This is a genomic window from Mycobacterium shimoidei (assembly GCF_900417275.1).
Lineage (GTDB): Bacteria > Actinomycetota > Actinomycetes > Mycobacteriales > Mycobacteriaceae > Mycobacterium > Mycobacterium shimoidei.
Genome location: NZ_UEGW01000001.1, coordinates 4,292,462 through 4,308,183 on the forward strand (window position 1 = coordinate 4,292,462; position 15,722 = coordinate 4,308,183).

Genomic DNA, 15,722 nt, shown 5'->3' on the forward strand with positions numbered 1-15,722 from the left:
GTCAGGGCACCAGCGTGAGCACGATCCAGCCGACCACCGCCGACGGCAAAAAGCCGTCGAAGCGATCCATCACTCCGCCATGGCCGGGCAGCAGGCTCCCCATGTCCTTGATCCCGAGATCCCGCTTGACCTGTGATTCCACCAGGTCGCCCAGCGTCGCGGTGAGCACCACGGCCAGGCCCAGCAACAGGCCGACGTACCACGGTTTGCCGACCAGGTAGATCACCGTCACGGCGGTCGCGGAGATTCCGAGTAGCAGCGAGCCGGCAAACCCCTCCCAGGATTTATTCGGGCTGATTGCCGGGACCATCGGGTGCTTGCCGAAGAGCACGCCCGCGGCATATCCGCCGACGTCGGATGAGACGACGCCCACGGCCAACGCAAACACTTTCGCCGGGCCGTCGTGGTGGTAGATCAGCAACGCCGCAAACGAGCCGAACAGCGGGACCCAGGCCGCCACCATCACTGTCGTGGAGACGTCGCGCAAGTAATTCGCCGGCGGGGCTTTCGGGCCGCGCACGGCCCGTCGCCCTTTCGGGCTGATCAACCGCCAGATCATGCACACCACGACCGTGCCGCCGAAGCCGGCCAGCGCGCCACCGGTGCCAAAGGGCCAGGTCAACCAGAGTGTGAATTGGCCACCGACCAGCAGCGGGATCATCGGGATGACATAGCCGCCGGAGCGCAACCGCCGACCCATCTCCAACGTGCCCAGCGCGATACCGGCAGCGACGATCCCGAGGAACGCGTACTTGGCCCATACCAAGGTGGCGACGACCGCCCCGCCCATGACCACACCCACGACGATGGCGACGGGCAAATTGCGGCCCGCTCGTGATGTACTCGGTGCCGACCCGTCGGCTGCCGGGGCGCCTTCGCCGATATCGGTCTCTGCCACGGACGTGTAGTGCTGGGCGGTCACTAGACCTCCAGCAGTTCGCCTTCCTTGTGTTTGACCAAGTCGTCGATCTGGGTGATGTAGGTGTGCGTGGTTTTGTCGAGGTCTTTCTCCGCGCGGGCGACCTCGTCTTCACCCGCCTCGCCTTCCTTGCGGATACGGTGCAGCTCCTCCATCGCCTTACGACGGATGTTGCGCACCGAAATCCTGGCTTCCTCGCCCTTGTGCTTGGCCTGCTTGACCAACTCGCGGCGGCGTTCCTCGGTCAACTGCGGCACGGCCACCCGAATGATGTTGCCGTCGTTGGTGGGATTCACCCCGAGGTCCGAGTTGCGAATCGCGGTCTCGATGGCGTGCAGTTGGTTGTTTTCGTACGGCTTGATGATGACCATGCGCGCCTCGGGCACGTTGATGCTGGCCAGCTGGGTGATCGGGGTGTTGGTGCCGTAATAGTCGATGACGATCCGGGAGAACATGCCCGGGTTGGCCCGACCGGTCCGGATGGTGGACAGGTCGTCCCGCGCCACCGACACGGCTTTTTCCATCTTCTCCTCGGCCTCGAAGAGAGCCTCGTCAATCATGTGCGCCGCTCCTTTTCATCGGCTGAGTCCCCGCCACGCGGGTGCTGCCCGCACTGCTTGGTCGCCGGCGCTCCTCAGGTGGTGACCAGCGTTCCGATCTTCTCACCCGCCACTGCACGGGCGATATTGCCATCGGTCAGCAAATTGAACACCAAGATCGGCATGCCATTGTCCATGCACAGGCTGAACGCCGTCGCGTCGGCCACCCGCAGGCCGCGGTCGATGACTTCGCGGTGGCTGATCGCGGTGAGCAATTCCGCTTTCGGGTTCACCCGTGGGTCCTCGGCGAACACCCCGTCGACGGCCTTGGCCATCAGCACCACTTCGGCGCCGATCTCCAGCGCCCGCTGCGCGGCGGTGGTGTCGGTGGAGAAGTACGGCAGGCCCATGCCGGCGCCGAAGATCACCACCCGCCCCTTCTCCAGATGCCGGCGGGCCCGCAGCGGAATGTAAGGCTCGGCGACCTGACCCATGGTGATGGCGGTCTGGACTCGCGTCGCAATGCCTTCTTTCTCCAGAAAGTCTTGCAGTGCAAGACTATTCATGACTGTACCGAGCATGCCCATATAGTCCGAGCGGGTGCGCTCCATGCCGCGCTGTTGCAGCTGTGCGCCGCGAAAGAAGTTCCCGCCACCGATCACCACGGCAACCTGTACGCCGCTGCGGACCACTTCGGCGATCTGGCGCGCGACCTGAGCCACCACGTCGGGATCCAATCCGACCTGCCCGCCGCCGAACATTTCGCCCCCGAGCTTTAGCAGTACTCGCGAGTACCTGGGCCGACCATCCGAGCCACCGGCGGAACACCCGCCGCTGTTGTCCGTCGGTTTCGGCTCGCTCAATCGGACTCCTCGTCTCGCTGGCCCTACTGGCGCCCCCAAATAGCATCTACATCCTGCCTCATCCCTACGCCGCGGTGACAGGGTGGCCAAGTTTGCTTGCGCCATTCCTCCGATGCTGGTGGCGTCCAGCCGCGGGGGTGGCGGGGCCGGCCAGGATGCCTACGATCCCGTCAGACCTCTAGTCGCCGGGCCCTCGAGCAGCGCCCCGTCGGGTGCGAATCTCGATCCGTGCAACGGGCATTCCCATGACTGGGTCGCGTCGTTCCAACCCACGATGCCGCCCAAATGCGGGCAGACCGGCGAAACCGTATGCTGCGTACCGTTTATCGCGCAGCGGGCCTGCATGCGCCACGGTGGCCCGGTGACCACACCGCCTCGGGCGGGGGCCGCTCGCCGCAATCGCGTGGCCGGCGCGAGCCAGCCCTTGGCCATGTGGAACGCGACTTCGAGGTTCGCCTGCACCGCGGTGGGGATGCCGGCGATCTCGTGCGGGCTCCATGCCGAAAACGCCCGTGACCAGTCCATCCGCCCACCAAGGATGCGCGCGCTGAGCATCAGTGCCGCCGCCGCCCCGGCGGTCATTCCCCACTTGTTGAAGCCCGTTGCGGTGAAAACGTTTTCATCACGGGGCAAGATCGAGCCGACGTAGGGCAGATGCGCGGCGGGCGTGTAGTCCTGGGCAGACCATTTGTGAGTCACAACCGCCCCGGGAAAGTGCTCGGTGGTCCACGCCTGCAATTCGTCGAGTTCCGCGGTTGGGCTCTTGCGGCCGACCACGTGGCTGGCCCCGCCGACGATCAGCCGCTCACCGTCACCTGTCGGCGCATATCGCACGGACCTGGTCGGCGAGCCCGCGGAAATGAACATCGGCCGGGTGATCTTGCCAGGGACATCGAACGCGATGCAGTACGACCGGCTGGGTTTCAGCCTGGCGAAAAACCCGCTGCGGTCGAGAATCGGCATACCGGTGGCAAGCACGCACTGTGCGGCGTCGACGTCGAGCTGCCCGTCTCGGGTGCGCGCCGCGACCCGCACGCCCCCGCTGCGATGTGACACACCGTGCACCCGCACACCTTCAGCCAGTCGACCACCACGCTGCCTAAGTTCGTCGATTAGCTTGTCCAGCAACGGCATTGGGTCAAACTGCGCCTGATCGGCCAGCCGAACTCCGCCGCGGTAGGGAAAGGGCACCTCGGCGTCGGCATCCCATTGCACGTCCAACCCCGCCAGGCGACACGCGGCCAGCTCGGCGCGGGCCGACAGCACCTCTTTTGCAGACTGGGCGTAGGTGTAGGCGTCCTCACGCTGAACAGGAATGCCGTTTGCTTCGCAGTAGCGCAGCAACCAATCCTGACCCTCGCGGTTGCCCTGCACGTAGTCGCGCGCCAGCCCCGGGCCGTGCCGGGCAACGATCTGCGACAACATCGTCCCCTGCAGCAGGCTGATCTTGCCGGTGGTGTTGCCGGTGGTCACCGCGCCGGCGGTGCGAGCCTCCAGCACCAGAACGTCTTTGCCCGCGCGGGCCAGCAGCACCGCGGTGATCAAGCCCGTGATGCCGGCCCCCACCACCACCACATCAGCGGATGGTTGTCCGGGATGGGTTGACGCGTCGGACCGGTTTCTGCCGGCCAGCCACAGTGAAATCGTCATCGCTTCCTGGTACCCGGCGCGCAGGCGACGAAACAAGAAAGGTTTGAGCACCAGGCGTGCCGGGAACCCGCCGAGACGGGGCGGGAAAAGAAATCGGAGACACCGCAGTCTCCGCGCCGCCGAGTCCGGTCGAGACGTCGGCTGGAAAAGCAAGCCAAATAGGAGGAATCCATGGCAGACGACAACAAAAGCGGACCCGCGGAAGGCGTGAAAGGCGTCGTCGAGGACGTCAAGGGCAAGGCGAAAGAAGCCGCCGGCAACGTGCTCGGTCAGGATGAGATGGCCCGTGAGGGTGCGGCTCAGCAAGACAAGGCCGAAGCGCAGCGCGACGCGGCGAAAAAGGAAGCCGAAGCCGAAGCCGCACGAGGCAGCGCCGAAGCGTCGGAAAAGCGCCAGCAGTCCCACCAATAGCTGGATACGAGGACGGGCCCGGTCTGTGGTGGACCGGGCCTGTCGCCTGTCTTGGGTCAAAAATGTGCTGGCTCAGCCAAATACCGGTAACGCCCGCTTACGGGCCAGCGCGTCCATCCCGCGCTGGATGCTGTCCTGCACTTCCCGGTACTTGCACTCGACATATTCCTCGTCGTCGGCGCGGGCCGGATCGTGGTCCAACTCAACGGCGGGCATGAACCTCGTCCTGATTTTGGCCGGCAACGGAAACTGCGGTAGCGCCGCAGGAGCGATTCCCCAGGGCAGCGAGATTGCGAGCGGGAACACTTTGAGCCGCAACAACCGATCGAGTTGCAGCGTGCGCGCCAGCTTGTCACCGCGGATCAGCACCGGCATGGCATCGGCACCACCGACGGTTGCAATCGGGACGATCGGCACCCCGGCACGAATTGCCATCTTCACGAAGCCTTTTCGCCCCGCGAGGTTGGCCTGGTCCCGTTCACTGAACGGTCGTAACGAGTCAACCTCACCGCCGGGCCACAGCGCGACATCGCGTCCTTCGGCCAGTGCCGTCGCGATGGCGTCCGGCGCAGCCGGCAGCACGCCCATGGCGCGGAAGTACCGACCGAAGCCGGGGATGGCCATCAGCGCGTCGTGGGCGGTGCCGTGCAGGGTTCGCTCGGGACCGAATCGTCGCCACCATTGCAGCCCGACCGTCCAGGCATCCCACACGAACGGGGCGCCGGAGTGGATGCCCACCAACAGGGTCGGGGGTTTGCCGATGTTCTCCCAACCATCGATCTCCATCCGAAACCAGTAATCCACCAACAGGTTCCAGAAAAACTTCTGCCGCTGCAGGGTGGTTTCGTCCTGACCACTGAGATCCCATCGGCCGGCGCGGCCGGCTATCCAGCCGCCGAGCCCGCCTTGCTGTTTTTCGCGTCGCTCCTGCATCGCGGCACGTGCTTGCCGCGCTTGTCGTTCGGCTTGGTCACGTAGTTGCGCGGGTCTGTGATCGCTGGCACCCATGCCGTTTCGGATACCCCATCCGCCGTCCGGTCATGTCCTGCGATCGGGCCTATCACCGCCGGTGACACATCGTCGTAACGCTGGACCGCTGGACACGACGCGCCATGGTTGCTACGAAGGAATAGTTCGCTGTCTTCAGCAGAGTAGGGCTGGCATTCGCAAAGCGCCGATATCCGGTGCGCGATTCGGAGTGCAGATATGAGCCCTACGACCAGAGTTAGCCGAGACGGAACAGTTCCGACGCAGCCGCTTCGATATCCGTTTGCCGGCCCGAGCGCTGTGCTGCGCGCTGTCACCCAACGCCGGGGTCCGGCAGTGATCATCTTTGTCAGAGGTGAAATAGACGCAAGCAACGAGGTCGAGTGGAACTACCTGGTAGCCGAGATAGCCGCCGCCGCCGAGTTCCCGGGACCGGTGGTCGTCGACGCGACCGACCTCGACTTCATGGGATGCTGCGCTTTTCCCGCGCTGGCGCGCGCGGCAGAGCACTGCCGGCGCCGCGGCGTCGCACTATGCCTGGTGACCCAACAGCCGATCGTCGCGCGCATGGTGGCCATCTCAGGTATGCGTTGGCTGCTGGGAATCTATTCGACCGTCGAGATTGCCTTGTCACGAGGCATCAAAGAGCAGTAAACGGCCCCCGACCAGCCGATCAGGCCCGCGTTTGGCGCTCACCGAGAGCGGGTATCACGCTTTTGTCGGCCGAATCCGGCCGTGAACTCCAACGGCGGGGTGAAATTTGGCTGAGGTAGCCGCGGGGACACGGTTGCCCGTTCGGTTGACAGATCCTGAGGTTTCAGCCGCGTTGAGGCGGCTCAAGGACGTAATCGAGGCGCTGGGTGTATCTGCCGGTCCGCCCCGCGGGGTCGCTTTCGATGCGTTGGAAACCCTGGCCTGGTGCTACGGCGAAGCCTTGGCGCGCCTGATAGCTCGGTTGGCCGCCAACCCGACGTTGCTGCCGCCGCTCACAATCGTGCACGAGCTCGGCGCGGAATCGGATCATGGCCGAGTTCTGCGCGTGACCGCCGAGCTGGCCGGACCCTCCGGCGATCGCGGCGGTCAGGCTCGATTGACCACGCTCGAGCGCACAATGCCCCTGCGGCGGCTCCCCCCGTCCAGGCCCGAAGCGATCAGCGTCGCCGACGTCGTGCGGAAGGCTGTGCTCGCGGCCGCCCCCGAACTCTCCGCCGTGACCGTGGAGTCACTGCCGCGCCGGCCCGGTGTCAGATCAGTGCGGGGTCAGTCTCCGAAGCCTTGATGCGGCGCCGGCGCCGGCTCACCGGGAGCCGCACCGAGCCGGCTGGCGGCGAAATCCGCGCCTTGGCTGATCATGGCGCCGTCGACCGCGTAGGTATCGTGCGCGGCGAAATTCATCCCGTCGGAGCAGATCGGGTCTTCGGTAGCGCAGACCTTGAGGGTCTTGCCCTGATAGGCGGGGCCGATGACAACCGGCGGCTCGTTGAGGAAGTTCATCGCCCGCGCGTTGGGCATTCCGAAGAGCACGACCGCGGCGACGTTGTCAGCCACAGTCGGGTCCAGCGGTTTCGGCACCGTCGCGGGATCGACCCCGTCGGGTACCGCAGCCGAAGTCACGAAGCCCATCACCGCCGCGCCTTGGGAGTATCCGCCGAGCACCATCTTGGTCTGGGGGCAGCTGCCGGCCATGGAAACGACGTGTGCGCCGGCGTCCCTGATCCCGTCGACGCCGGTCTCCCACTGTTCGCTGGCCGGGTAGTCGACCGGATATACCCCCAGCGACTTTCCCTGAACCCGTTGGCTCAGCGCATCGACGAAGGCCTGTCCCGTCGGGCCGACACCAGGTGCCTCCCCGGTGCCCCGGGCAAACACCACCTCTGTGTCGGGGCACGGCTGCGCGGATGCGGAGGGAAGGGCGGAGCCCGACAGAACCAAAGCGCTGAAGCCTCCCGCTGTCAGCAGCGCGGGAGCGAGGAAACGAACCAGGTCACGAGCATTCATGCCGCAGGATGTGCCCATTCGATTTCTTTGTCAAACCAGATTTTTTTGAAACTTTCGGCAGGGAAACAGCAAGGAAGATCTGAGGTGCTGCGCAAGCGCTCACCTCCACTGCAGGCCGAGTACGGCCGCAAGCACGGCCAAGGCGGCGAACATCCATGCGACGTAGTCGCCGACGTGACCAGAGTGACGCTGTGCAATGCTGTGACCGCCGGCCGGGACACCACCGCAGTTGCCCGTCGCAGCGGTGAGCTGTTGTCCCGCAACGCAATACCGGCCAGACCCGCGGCCACCAGGACGCCTGCCACCGCCGAGGACGATCCCGGTGAGCGACCAGCCCGGCAGCGGCCCGGTCGGTGACGCCGCGACGGTGTGTCCCAGGATGGCGGCGAGGTAGCCGGCGCTGTCGACGAAGCGTCGTCCCGCCGCACTGGCGCCACCGGCGACACTCGGCAGCACACCGACCGCAAGACAGCCGGCCAGCAGCACGACGATCGACACGTACATGCTCGGCGGGGTGCGTGGCAGGACGGTGTCGGGTTCCTCCTCACCTTTGGTGACCTGATCGTCAGAATCCTCCGTTTCTGCGCCACCGCCCCACCGCGTGAAACAGCGCACGCCGGCGCGCAACACTGCTGCACCGGTCATCGCCGAGATCACCAGGAACAACCCAGAACCCCATCCGGAGTGCAGGGCCTCCTCGCACAGCGATTTCCCCAGCGCGGTGCCGAACGGCGGCAACCCGGCCATCGCCAGCGCCGCCACCAGATAAAGCCCGCCCAGCAACCACTGACCACGGCCGCGCCCGGACAGCTCCAACTCGTCGACGCTCTGATAGCGGCCGAGCAAGATCCCGGCAATGAGAAACAGGGCTGACTTTGCCCCGGCATGACCCAGCACGTAGACGGCCGCTGCGCTGGTCGCCTCGGGACGCAACGCCGCGACGGCCACCAGGAACAGTCCCATGTGGCCGATCGTCGAATAGGCCAGCAGCCGCTTGAGGTGACGCTGAAGCAGACACATCACCGCTCCGACGCTCGCGGTCAACACCCCGAGCGCCACGAATGTGTAAGTGACCGCGGCGCGCGGCAACGCATCGGCGAACGTCACCCAATACACCCGCCACATCCCGTACAGACCGAGCTCCACCATGACCCCCGAGAACAGCACGCAGACGCCGGCCGGTGCGACCGCGTGTGCGTCGGCCAGCCAAAAATGCAAGGGCACCATGGCTGCCTTCACCATCAGAGCGGCGAGAATCAGCACGAACGCCGCGAGGGTGATCGAGGCGGGCGCACCGCGGGCCAACGCAATCCCGGTTTGAGCCATGCCCAGTTGCCCCGTCTGCGCGTACAGGATGGCGATGCCGACCAACGACAGGCAGGCTGAAAGCGATTGAATGATCCCGAAATTGAGCGCACCCTGAATCGCCGACTTGTCCTCGATCTTGATGCCGGTCAACGCATACGCCACCGCGCCCATCAACTCCAAGAACACGAACAGGTTGAACAGGTCGCTGGCCAACACGAAACCATTCATCGCCGCCAAAAACAGCAGCATCAGCGCGTCGAAGCGCGGGCCTGCTTCGTCGAGCCCCAGCCGGCTGTACAGCGCTGCGCATGCCATCAAAACGCCGATGAGCGTTGCCAATCCGGCTGAGAGCGGGTCGGCGACCAGCGCGATTCCGACGGTAGCGTGCCCCTGCATGCGCCAGCCGCCGATCCAGCTGACCAAGGTGTGCTGTTGCGCGGCAACTGACGCGAATCCCGCCAGCCCGGTAGCGCCGATCGACACCGCCAGGGTCAGCCAGGTCGAGCTCGCGCCCGAGATCCGGCCGCCGAGCGCCAACAGCAGGCAGCCCGCCACGATCGGCACCGCGACCAGCAGCGGCAACAGCTGCTCCGCGGTGGTGCTCATCCCCTCAGCGCCGACAACTCGTCGGGATCCAACGTGCCGTGCCGTTTGTGGATCTGGATCGCCAGTGCCAGCAACAGCGCCGTGACGGTCGCCTGGATGACGATGTCGGTCAACGTCATCGCCTGCACGACGGGATCGACAACGCCGGACGGCGGTGGCGGGTTGGGTCCGGCGAAGATCGGTGGCGCAGCCCCGCGCTGATATCCGATCGCCAACAGCAGCAAATACGTTCCGGACTGGGCCACCGACAGGCACACCACTGCGTGAATCAGGTTGTGGCTGCGGATGATTCCGAATGCGTCGATCAGCACCAACCAGCCGGCGACACAGTACGGGTAGATACTCATGCGCCGGCGCGCCTGGCGACAGTGATCTCCTGGGCCAGGAATTGGGCCAGTAACACGGTCATTCCGCAAGCAACTTCTATACCGACGGCGAGGTTGAGCAGCACCACCGAGCCGGACGACAACAGGTTGCCCATGGTCCCTGTCGGCAGCAGGTTGAGGAAAAACACACCGCCGACGATCATCCCGGCCAGCCCGATCGCCACGAACGTCGCCGCACCCAGCGCTTCCCCGATGTCGAAGACATTGACCGGACGCAGCCGATCCAGTGCCCGGAAGCTGCCGGTGATGTAGAGTAGGTGTAAACCCGCGGCCAGCACCACCCCACCCTGAAATCCGCCACCCGGGGTGAGATGCCCGTGCACGATGATGTCGATACCCACCGCGATTGTCAGCGGGAGCATGAGATAGCCGACCAGCCGGGTCGCGTCCAGCGCGGTGGCGCCCCCCGGCGCGTTGTATTCACGTTCCTCGGTCGCCGGGCGCAGCAGTGCCATCACACCGGTCACCGAACCCAGCAAGATAGTCTGCTCGCCCAGCGTGTCCAACGTGCGCTGGTCGAAGTTGACCGAAGCGACGACGTTCGCGGTTGCCCGTGAAATCGCCGCCGGCACAGCCAAATCCCGATACAAATGGGAGGCCCCTCCGAAGGCCGGCAACTGCCCGATAGCCTGCCACACAAACACCGCCAGCCCGGCAGCCCCGGCCAGAAACAGCGCGGTGCGCAGGGCGCGATTCACCGGCCGTCCCCGTGCGTGCGCTCGTCGCTGTGCCGCAGTACTGCCCGGAAGGTCAGCATGACCATCAGCGGAACCACGATGCCGCCGATAGCCAATTGCGACAACGCGACATCGGGTGCCTGCAGCACTACGAAGAGCATGGTGAGGGCGAGCCCGAACACCGACAGGGGTATGGCCTGGCGTTCAGGCCGGCCGGTCAGCGCGACAACCGTTCCGGCTATACCGGTCAACGTCACCAACACCAGGATCAGTGGGGTCATGACGGCGAGCTTTCGTCGACCAGGCCCTCGTGCTGTGCCGCCAGCCGAGCCGTCGCCGCCGAGACCACTGGGGCGCTGAGCATGGTGAAGAAAACCGTCACCGCGATCATCGCCGACGCCTCGGTCCAGCCCTGCGAAACCATCAGCCCCACACCGATCAACGGGGCACCGAACGATGTCGTGGCGGTCAGCAGGTGCAGCCGGTCGAACACCCGCGGCACCGCTGCCGCGACCACCGCACAAAACACCATAACTGCGACGCCGGCGAAGACCACGCACCAGGCGATCACGGTTTGCCCGCCAGCAGCCGGGTGAACACCAATGTGGCGGGCAACGTCACCAGTGCCAACACCAACGAGACAATCAGATCCGAATTCCGTTGCCAAGCAACGGCAATCACCATCACCGTCATTACTGCAGCGACGCTCGCGAACTCCAAGCCGACCAGCCGGTCGTGCGGTTGGCCGCGAGACACGATAAACGTGCCCGGCAAAAACACCCCTGTCAGCAACAGCAGCGCCGCGATCTCACCGAAGTTCACCGCTTCACCACCGTCTCCAGCCGGCCGGGCCCCGGTCGAACCCGGTGCAGCATCAGCACGCCGTCGTCCGAATCGCAGTCGAGCACAACGGTTCCCGGCGTAGTTGCGAAAGCCAGCACAGCGAGCGCGCGCCGTCCGGCCGCCAACCGTTCAGGTTCGGCCGGTAAATTCACGACGCTGATCACGCCGCGGCGGCGAGGACCCAGCAGATACTTCCACACCTGGACGGTTTGAATCGGCACGTCGCGCAACACCGTTGCCGCCCACCGCAGCCAACCGATCCGGAATCGCCAATGCCCGTCATTGGCGCGGCGGGCCGCCCGTGCCGCCACCGCACATGGCAGCGTGCACATCGCGGCGAGCGCGATTTCGGCGGCGGTGAACGATGTCAGCGTCACCAGCCAGGCAACCGTGGTCAGAACCCACCACAGCAGGATCTCGGTCAGGGCCTTGAGGGCCTGGCCAACCCGGCTGTTCTCACCGGCCCCGGACACCATGGAGGTTGATCATTCTTTCTCCGCCGACTGCTGGGCCATCGCGTAGGCCAGCTGGAGAAAGTCGGCACCGGCCAGCGCGGTGAAACTGCCGGCGATCAAACGGGTGAATCGGGGCGCGAATATCAGCCCGATGACAAACGCAGTGGCCACCCACATCTCCAGGCAGAACGGGCAGGTCAACAGCTCGCCCAGGCTGTGCCGCAACTGGCTGGAGCGCCGAGTCTCCTCCTGCACCTCGGCCGGACCCCCGGTGCCGGCATAGTGCGCGAACGGTGCCCGCAGCGGGCTGGTCACCGCGTCTTTGCTCAGGGTGCGCGACAACTTGTGGGTGCCACACATCACCGTGATCAGATCCTGAGTCCGCCATCGCTCGGGCAGTTTGCGCCCGGTGAGCGCGGCGAGCACCGCGGTGAGCGCGACCACGGTGCTGTAAATGACGAGGACGGCCAGGTAACCGGCCAATGGTCGCGGGTTGTCGCCGCGGTACGCGTCTGCCTCTTCGCGGGCTTCCTGCTGTGCCCGCTTGGCCATGTCCGTCACGTCGCCCACTGCCGCTCCTCGGGTCGGGTTCAGCAAGGCGGTTACCCGGTGTCGCGGCCGTGCAATCCACGGGCGATCCACGAGGAGAAACCCGACGCGTCATTTGGCCGCAGGGTGGGTATTCACTGTCGGCTGATTGCCGATGAAAGGACTGCTCGTATGGCCCGACCCACCCGCTCTACCGCCGAGGAACCCGCGGTCTTGTTCGATGTCGACGGCACGCTGGTGGATTCCAACTTCCACCATGTGGTCGCCTGGCATCGCGCGTTTCTCGACGTGGACAAGGAGGTGCCCTGCTGGCGGATCCTGGGCCTCATCGGCCGATCCGGCTCCGAACTTGTCCAAATCCTGCTTGGCGACGAGATGGCCGACGCGGTGGGCGACGAGGTCAAGAAGCTGCACACCCGGTATTTCCTGGAAAGCAGATCGACGTTGCGGCGGTTGCCCGGCGCCCGCGAACTGCTGGAAACCGTTGCGGACAAAGGGTGGCGGGCGGTCCTGGCGACCTCAGCGGGCGAAGAAGAGCTGGCCGTGCTGCGCGATGTGCTCGACGCCGAAGACCTGATCTGCGCGGTGACGTCGGCCGCCGACACCGACCGGGCCAAGCCGCACCCAGACATCGTCGCCACAGCGCTGGAATGCATCGATGCTCAACCGTCGCAAGCGATCTTCCTCGGCGACACCGTGTGGGACGTGCAGGCCGGCCGGCGCGCCGGCGTTGCGACCGCAGCCGTGCTCAGCGGCGGGATCGCCCGCGAGGCACTAGAACATGCCGGGGCGGCGGCGATCTACGCCGGCCCACTCGACGTCCGGGCCCACCTCGAGGAGTTCAGCCAGCTGCTGCGGTTGTCCGCTCCGGCGGCTTAGCCGAGATGCGCGGACAGCAGCCACGCCGCCAGCGACACACGCCCGTTGCCCTCGTCGCGCAGGTCCACCACCGGGAACTGCTCGGACGGGGCGCCGGGGAAGTTGGCGTGAATGCGGGCCGCGCGGATTTCGTCGATCACCCAGTACTTGGACACCACCTCGCGTAGCTCGTCCTCGGTGACCGGGTTGGCCGGGCTTTCCGGCATCCCCGCGCGGTCGAAGACCAGCACGTAATAGCGGGCTTTCGGCGCGGCGGCGCGGACGATCGACTGTTGGTAGCCGTCGCGCAGCTCCACCGGCATCGAGTGAAACAGCGTGCTGTCGACGATGGTGTCGAACCGGCCGTCGCAGCCGGGCGGCCAGCTGGTGAAGTCAGAGATGTCGGCGACCGCGAAGGTCGCGTTGGTCAGCCTCCGCTTGGCCGCTTCGGCCTTGGCGAACTCGATGGCGGTGGGCGACGCGTCCAGCCCGACCGTGTTGTGGCCCAAGGCCGCTAGATGCAACGACAGCGCCGCCTCCCCGCAGCCGGCGTCGAGAACGTCACCGTGGATCTTGCCCGCCTCGATCAGTGCCGCGATCTCCGGTTGCGGCTCCCCGATGCTCCACGGCGGGCGGACGCCGATCCCGAACTGAGCTGCTTCACCGCGGTAGGCCGGATCGAAGTCGAAGTCGAATTCCTGCGTTTCAGTCATGCCGCCCTGTATATCAAGATGATTGATATATGTCAAGATACTTGATGTGGGCCAGGTCAACGACGCTCCGCTCGGCTATCTGCTGCACCGGGTCGCCGCTGCGCTACGCCCAGAGGTATCGGCAGCGCTGCGACCGATTGGCCTGTCGCTCGCCGAATTCGTTTGTATGCGAATACTTTCGATGTACCCGGGGATGTCCAGTGCCGAGCTGGCCCGGCACGCCAACGTCACGCCGCAGGCGATGAACACCGTGTTGCGCAGGCTCGAGGAGCTCGGCGCGGTCACGCGCCCCGCGTCGGTACCGTCCGGTCGTGCACTGCCGGCCACGCTGAGCTCATCGGGGCGGGCGTTGCTCAAGCGGGCCGAGGCCGCGGTGCACGAAGCCGACGCGCGGATCCTGAGCAAGCTGTCGGCCGCCGAGCAGCACGAGTTCAAACGGATGCTGGCAGAGCTGGGAACGGGCTAACGCGTCGAGCGTGAACCTGGCTTCACTGTCGGCATCGAGCGTGAAGCTAGCCTCACTTTCGGCGGAGAGCTGGGCGGAAAGCTAGGCGGCGCTGTCTTGGATGCGGACCCATGGCCGCGCTTCTTCGAGCTCGTAGGCCAGTTCCAGCAGCCGGGCCTCTTGCCCGATGTCGGCCGAGAACATCATGCCCACCGGAAGGCCGTCCGCCGACTGGGCCAGCGGCAGCGAGATCGCGGGTTCGCCGGTGACGTTGTGCAGTGGCGTGTAGGCCACCCAATCCTTGAGTCGGTCCATGACCTGCTCGTACTCGGCGGTCGGGTCGAGATGGCCGATGGGTGGCGGCGGATCGGCCAGCGTCGGGGTAAGCACGACGTCGTAGGTCTGGGCCAACCGCGCAGTGTGTCGCCGTACACCCCGTAACCGCATCACCGCCAGCGGCAGCCGGTGCAGGTTGCGGCGGGCGTGGCGAGCCAACCCCAACGTCAGGTTGTCCAGCCGTGCGCGATCGAAATCGGCGAACTCGCGACGACTGACCTGAATTTGACCGAACGCCAACAGCGCCCAGTACGACACGAAGTCGGTGACGAAATTCGAAGGCACCGGAGGTTTTTCGAGGTGCTCGACGTGGTGGCCGAGCTCTTCGAGCAGGCCCGCGGTTTTCAACGTCAACTCACGCAGTTCGCGGCTGCACTCTCGCTGGATCGAGCGGGTGATCACGGCGACTTTCAGCCGTTGCTTACCGGGCCCCTGCACGTCGCCGATCGGGGGTAATTTTCGGACAGGCCAAATGCGTTCCGCTTCCCGGAAAAACGCGGCGGTGTCCCGTACCGACCGGGTGACGACCCCGTTGGTGACCAGGCGTATCGGCATCTTGCGCATGTCCTTGTCCAGCGGCAGCCGACCACGCGATGGTTTGAGGCCGACAAGTCCGTTGCAAGCCGCGGGAATTCGGATCGATCCGCCGCCGTCGTTGGCGTGGGCGATCGGTACCGCACCCGCTGCGACGAACGCACCGGATCCCGACGACGAGGCGCCGGCGGTGTGGTCGGTGTTCCACGGGTTGCGGACCGGTCCGATCCGGGGATGCTCGGCCGAGCCGCTGAAGCCGTATTCCGACATCTGCGTCTTGCCTACTGCCGTCAGGCCGGAGCCGAGGAGGACCCGGGTGAAGTCGCCATCGGCGGGAGCCGGCCGCGGTGTCCACGCGTCGGTTCCGTGCATCGTGGGCATCCCGGCCACATCGGTGTTGTCCTTGACGAACGTCGGCACCCCGGCGAAAAAGCCCGCGCCGGACGGCTTTGACGCCTCGGCGCGGGCCCGGTCGAACGCCCGATACGCCAAGCCGTTCAGCGCCGGGTTGACAGCTTCGATACGAGCGATCGCGGCGTCGACGACCTCGGCCGGGGAGACCTTGCCGGACTTGATGGCCTGCGCGAGCGCGACCGCGTCGAAGTCACCGAGAGCGTCGTCACCGAAGGCGTGTACATGTCGCAT

General features: G+C 65.9%; 21 protein-coding genes. 5 read left to right on the forward strand and 16 right to left on the reverse strand.

All coding sequences use genetic code 11. The features are described from left to right. Position 1: 1 nt before the first annotated feature. The 4 genes from MSP7336_RS20720 to MSP7336_RS20735 all read right to left on the reverse strand — a co-directional run bounded on the left by MSP7336_RS20720 (position 2) and on the right by MSP7336_RS20735 (position 3,971). Positions 2–898, reverse strand: a complete 897-nt coding sequence (locus MSP7336_RS20720) for a phosphatidate cytidylyltransferase (protein WP_069397823.1) — start codon at positions 896–898, stop codon at positions 2–4. A 23-nt stretch (positions 899–921) separates the two neighbouring features. After that, a complete protein-coding gene (frr, locus tag MSP7336_RS20725) occupies positions 922–1,479 on the reverse strand; it encodes a ribosome recycling factor (RefSeq protein WP_069397779.1) in 558 nt (185 codons plus the stop codon). 74 nt (positions 1,480–1,553) lie between these two features. Continuing rightward, a complete protein-coding gene (gene pyrH / locus MSP7336_RS20730) occupies positions 1,554–2,360 on the reverse strand; it encodes a UMP kinase (RefSeq protein ID WP_372507699.1) in 807 nt (268 codons plus the stop codon). Positions 2,361–2,480: 120 nt separating this feature from the next. Beyond that, entirely contained in the window at positions 2,481–3,971 is a 1,491-nt protein-coding gene (locus MSP7336_RS20735; RefSeq protein WP_113964474.1) for an FAD-dependent oxidoreductase, read from the reverse strand. 171 nt (positions 3,972–4,142) lie between these two features. Here MSP7336_RS20735 and mbp1 point away from each other — a divergent pair, with 171 nt between their 5' ends. Beyond that, entirely contained in the window at positions 4,143–4,382 is a 240-nt protein-coding gene (gene mbp1 / locus MSP7336_RS20740) for a microaggregate-binding protein 1 (protein WP_069397781.1), read from the forward strand. A gap of 72 nt (positions 4,383–4,454) precedes the next feature. Here the strand turns inward: mbp1 and MSP7336_RS20745 are convergent, their stop codons facing one another. Next, positions 4,455–5,390: a lysophospholipid acyltransferase family protein gene (locus MSP7336_RS20745; protein ID WP_113964475.1), complete on the reverse strand. Its 936-nt coding sequence runs from the start codon at positions 5,388–5,390 to the stop codon at positions 4,455–4,457. 198 nt (positions 5,391–5,588) lie between these two features. Here MSP7336_RS20745 and MSP7336_RS20750 point away from each other — a divergent pair, with 198 nt between their 5' ends. Next, entirely contained in the window at positions 5,589–6,023 is a 435-nt protein-coding gene (locus MSP7336_RS20750; RefSeq protein ID WP_069397783.1) for an anti-sigma factor antagonist, read from the forward strand. A gap of 172 nt (positions 6,024–6,195) precedes the next feature. After that, positions 6,196–6,648 carry a hypothetical protein gene (locus MSP7336_RS20755; RefSeq protein WP_113964476.1) on the forward strand — a complete coding sequence of 151 codons (453 nt, stop codon included), beginning with the start codon at positions 6,196–6,198 and terminating at the stop codon, positions 6,646–6,648. Here the strand turns inward: MSP7336_RS20755 and MSP7336_RS20760 are convergent. The 9 genes from MSP7336_RS20760 to MSP7336_RS20800 all read right to left on the reverse strand — a co-directional run bounded on the left by MSP7336_RS20760 (position 6,630) and on the right by MSP7336_RS20800 (position 12,194). Beyond that, positions 6,630–7,385 carry a cutinase family protein gene (locus MSP7336_RS20760; protein WP_113964477.1) on the reverse strand — a complete coding sequence of 252 codons (756 nt, stop codon included), beginning with the start codon at positions 7,383–7,385 and terminating at the stop codon, positions 6,630–6,632. The genes MSP7336_RS20755 and MSP7336_RS20760 overlap by 19 nt on opposite strands. Positions 7,386–7,466: 81 nt before the next feature. Then, complete coding sequence (locus MSP7336_RS20765) at positions 7,467–9,281, reverse strand: complex I subunit 5 family protein (RefSeq protein ID WP_113964478.1); 1,815 nt, start codon at positions 9,279–9,281, stop codon at positions 7,467–7,469. Further along, positions 9,278–9,628 carry a sodium:proton antiporter gene (locus tag MSP7336_RS20770; RefSeq protein WP_113964479.1) on the reverse strand — a complete coding sequence of 117 codons (351 nt, stop codon included), beginning with the start codon at positions 9,626–9,628 and terminating at the stop codon, positions 9,278–9,280. The genes MSP7336_RS20765 and MSP7336_RS20770 overlap by 4 nt, the downstream gene beginning before the upstream one ends. Continuing rightward, positions 9,625–10,365, reverse strand: a complete 741-nt coding sequence (locus MSP7336_RS20775; protein ID WP_113964480.1) for an MnhB domain-containing protein — start codon at positions 10,363–10,365, stop codon at positions 9,625–9,627. The genes MSP7336_RS20770 and MSP7336_RS20775 overlap by 4 nt, the downstream gene beginning before the upstream one ends. Next, positions 10,362–10,625, reverse strand: coding sequence for a Na(+)/H(+) antiporter subunit B (locus tag MSP7336_RS20780; RefSeq protein WP_069397789.1), 264 nt, complete (start codon positions 10,623–10,625; stop codon positions 10,362–10,364). Before MSP7336_RS20780 ends, MSP7336_RS20775 begins: the two co-directional genes overlap by 4 nt. Then, the gene (locus MSP7336_RS20785) at positions 10,622–10,915 is read right to left on the reverse strand and encodes a monovalent cation/H(+) antiporter subunit G (RefSeq protein WP_084226610.1); all 294 of its coding nucleotides are present in this window, start codon (positions 10,913–10,915) and stop codon (positions 10,622–10,624) included. Before MSP7336_RS20785 ends, MSP7336_RS20780 begins: the two co-directional genes overlap by 4 nt. Beyond that, entirely contained in the window at positions 10,912–11,166 is a 255-nt protein-coding gene (locus MSP7336_RS20790) for a monovalent cation/H+ antiporter complex subunit F (protein ID WP_069397790.1), read from the reverse strand. The genes MSP7336_RS20785 and MSP7336_RS20790 overlap by 4 nt, the downstream gene beginning before the upstream one ends. After that, on the reverse strand, positions 11,163–11,663 hold the full coding sequence (locus tag MSP7336_RS20795) for a Na+/H+ antiporter subunit E (RefSeq protein ID WP_113964481.1): 501 nt from the start codon (positions 11,661–11,663) through the stop codon (positions 11,163–11,165). The genes MSP7336_RS20790 and MSP7336_RS20795 overlap by 4 nt, the downstream gene beginning before the upstream one ends. A gap of 9 nt (positions 11,664–11,672) precedes the next feature. Then, positions 11,673–12,194, reverse strand: coding sequence for a DUF1360 domain-containing protein (locus tag MSP7336_RS20800; RefSeq protein ID WP_113965159.1), 522 nt, complete (start codon positions 12,192–12,194; stop codon positions 11,673–11,675). Between the two features lie 168 nt (positions 12,195–12,362). Here MSP7336_RS20800 and MSP7336_RS20805 point away from each other — a divergent pair, with 168 nt between their 5' ends. Beyond that, on the forward strand, positions 12,363–13,070 hold the full coding sequence (locus MSP7336_RS20805) for an HAD family hydrolase (RefSeq protein ID WP_113964482.1): 708 nt from the start codon (positions 12,363–12,365) through the stop codon (positions 13,068–13,070). Here the strand turns inward: MSP7336_RS20805 and MSP7336_RS20810 are convergent. Then, complete coding sequence (locus MSP7336_RS20810; RefSeq protein WP_113964483.1) at positions 13,067–13,762, reverse strand: class I SAM-dependent methyltransferase; 696 nt, start codon at positions 13,760–13,762, stop codon at positions 13,067–13,069. The two genes, MSP7336_RS20805 and MSP7336_RS20810, sit on opposite strands and share 4 nt — an antisense overlap. Positions 13,763–13,808: 46 nt before the next feature. Between MSP7336_RS20810 and MSP7336_RS20815 the strand changes: the two genes are divergently transcribed. Then, entirely contained in the window at positions 13,809–14,228 is a 420-nt protein-coding gene (locus tag MSP7336_RS20815; RefSeq protein WP_069397795.1) for a MarR family winged helix-turn-helix transcriptional regulator, read from the forward strand. A gap of 81 nt (positions 14,229–14,309) precedes the next feature. On the opposite strand, the gene MSP7336_RS20820 is transcribed toward MSP7336_RS20815, so the two are convergent. Then, positions 14,310–15,722, reverse strand: coding sequence for an amidase (locus MSP7336_RS20820; protein WP_113964484.1), 1,413 nt, complete (start codon positions 15,720–15,722; stop codon positions 14,310–14,312).